Origin of the sequence: Pseudomonas protegens (genome assembly GCF_003732485.1) — a bacterium.
GTDB lineage: Bacteria > Pseudomonadota > Gammaproteobacteria > Pseudomonadales > Pseudomonadaceae > Aquipseudomonas > Aquipseudomonas protegens_B.
Window position 1 is genome coordinate 8,880 of sequence record NZ_MOAK01000058.1, and the last position, 2,487, is coordinate 11,366.

At 59.1% G+C, this 2,487-nt stretch carries 2 protein-coding genes and 1 pseudogene; 2 read left to right on the plus strand and 1 reads right to left on the minus strand.

Annotation, left to right across the window (positions count from 1 at the left end; genetic code table 11):
- The coding region (locus tag BLX41_RS35490; RefSeq protein ID WP_259744949.1) for a phage tail length tape measure family protein at positions 1-1,006 on the minus strand (1,006 nt) is incomplete at its 3' end.
- A gap of 55 nt (positions 1,007-1,061) precedes the next feature.
- Here BLX41_RS35490 and BLX41_RS16015 point away from each other — a divergent pair.
- Positions 1,062-1,775 carry a Rha family transcriptional regulator gene (locus tag BLX41_RS16015; RefSeq protein WP_259744950.1) on the plus strand — a complete coding sequence of 238 codons (714 nt, stop codon included), beginning with the start codon at positions 1,062-1,064 and terminating at the stop codon, positions 1,773-1,775.
- 38 nt (positions 1,776-1,813) lie between these two features.
- Positions 1,814-2,487 (plus strand): annotated as a pseudogene (locus BLX41_RS16020) (tyrosine-type recombinase/integrase); the annotation flags it as partial.

A 2,487-nucleotide genomic window follows, 5' to 3' on the forward strand; every position in this document is an offset into this window, starting at 1 on the left:
CGATGTCCGACAGCGAATCGCGGTAGTTTTTTAGCCGCTCCTGCGCAGACTGATTCAGGTTTTCACTGAGTGTATCCAGCGCGAGCTGGTGGTCACCCTGCTCATCGATGGCCTTGATGACCTGGTACTGCTCGTAGGTCAGCAGCCCATATTGATCGCTGATCTTCGATGCCGCTTCCGTTGCGGTGTTGCCAGCATTGGCCAGCGACGTCGCAATATCACCCGCCCCCTTCCCCGTGACCTCACCAATGGCCGCTGCGGCCTCGGCCAGGTTCTGCATCTGGACACCGCTGGTTGCCGCCCCAGATGCCAGAGCGATTACAGCCTCGCGCGCACCGGCCAGGTTGCCGGTCAGCGTACCAGCCGAATCACTCATGGACTTGAGGCTGGCTACACTTTGCCCTGCATCGTTGGAGCCACCATTGATAACGCTGTTGAACTCCCGCGCCTGCTTCATGGCATCGAAGTAGGCATACCCGAGACCACCGATGACGCCCGCCAGCAGCCCCGCGGGTATCAGGGCGGCCGCAAGACTCTTCGCAGAGGCCCCAGCCCCAGCGCCAAGCTGCGCAATAGCTCGCGCACCGCTCCCCCAATCCCCAGATTGCAGGGCGTTGGTCAGTTGCATGACGTTTTCTTGAGCCTGTAGCTCTACGACTTCCAGGCCGCCAAAGCCGCGGCGATTCTCGAATTTCGCGAGGTCGTGACGTCTAGTCACTGCGGCGAAGAAGGTCTTGTGAGTGCTGACCACAACGTTGTTTGCGGTGGTATCGATCAAATAGAGGGTCATGTCGTACTTCCTGGGCTGGTTGTTTTCCCAATGCACCCGGGTAACCAGGTGCATCAGTGAAAAATCCTTGCTGGCCGGGATCAGCTGCTGGCTACGTTCTCGCCGGCCTTCTTCGTGTTGTTCCTCCAGCCGCGGGCCTTTCGGCTTGTTCTCCCGCTGGATAACTGTTCTTGGCGCTTTACGCTGCACGCCCGGGCCAGTTGCCAATTCCAGCAATACCCCTACCAATATCGCGCCACGTTTTCAGAGTTCGCAAAACGTGGCGCGGACTATGTCGTCTGTTGAGATCGCCGAACTGACCGGAAAGCTGCACAAGAACGTGCTGGCTGATATCCGTTCGATGCTCGCTGAGCTCGAAATCGACTCGGCTGATTTTTCAGCCCAGTACAAGGACAGCACCGGGCGCTTCCTGCCGTGCTTCAACCTCGACCGAGAGATGACCGACACGCTGCTGACCGGCTACAGCGCCAAGATGCGCCTGGCCGTCGTTCGCCGCTGGCGCGAGCTTGAGGCGGTCATCGCCCAGCCGCGCGAGCTTTCTCGCATGGATCTGATCCAGCTGGCCTTTGAGGCCGAGCAGGCCCGACTTCAGCTGACCATTCAGGTCGAAGCCCAGGCCACCAAGATCCACTCCCTGGAAAATCTGTTCAAGGAAGGCATGACCCACACCCAATTCTGCAAGGGTCTCAACGGGGTCAACGTGATGCAGGTGGGCAAGTACCTGGAGAGCCGGAGCTGGCTCTACAACGAGAGCAAGTCCGGTCTGCGCCTTCGCGTGGCTTCCTACGCCCGCGACAAGTACATGACCGAGCACCAGCACGAAGTCACTCCCCACGGCAAAGAAGCCTTCATTTCCTTCACGCCAGTCTTGCTCAAGAAGGGCGCTGTGCGCCTGTACGACCTGTACCTGGCCGGTGAGCTGCCTATGAAGAAAACCTGGGACGGCTTGTTCACTCATGACAAAGCCTTGCGAGGTGCTGCGTGAGCATGGGCCTTATGGTCGCCGCGATGAAGATTCGCGTCGGAAAGCCAGTCACCAACCGAACCGTGAACATCGCCCTTCAGCGGGTCATCCGCGTGCTGAACCTCTGCGCGCGGAAATGGCGGGATGAGGAACGCCGGCCGCTGCTCGACGTGGTACCGATGATTTCACTGCTTGATGAGAGAACGAACAGCAGGAGGCCCTACCCGCTTTCGTGGGAAGAGCAATCGATCCTGTTCGCTGAGCTGCCAGCGCACCTGCAGACTATGGCGATGTTCAAGGTAAACACCGGGTGCCGGGAGCAGGAGGTGTGCAAGCTTCAATGGAATTGGGAGATTGCGGTACCAGAACTGGGGACTAGCGTCTTTCTGATACCGGCCGGCTTTGGGGGTAGGAGCGCCAGGTCTGGCGTGAAGAACCGAGACGAGCGTCTGGTCGTTTTGAATGACGTGGCCAAGTCGGTGATCGAGAGGCAGCGCGGAAAGCATCAGCTCTACGTATTCCCATTTGGCAAGCCTGATGGCGAGGGGAATGAAACGACGGTACACCGCATGAATGACTCAGCCTGGAAGAAGGCCAGAGTCAGGGCGGCGAAGAAGTGGCAGGAGAAGTTCTTGCGGCCGGCGCATGATGGCTTTGCCAGAATCCGCATTCATGACCTGAAGCACACCTTGGGGAGAAGGCTACGCGCTGCAGGTGTGACAGAGGAAGATCG

Coding starts and splice junctions, on each gene's coding strand:
- BLX41_RS16015 (WP_259744950.1), top strand. CDS start 1,062: ATGTCGTCTGTTGAGATCGCCGAACTGACCGGAAAGCTGCACAAGAAC.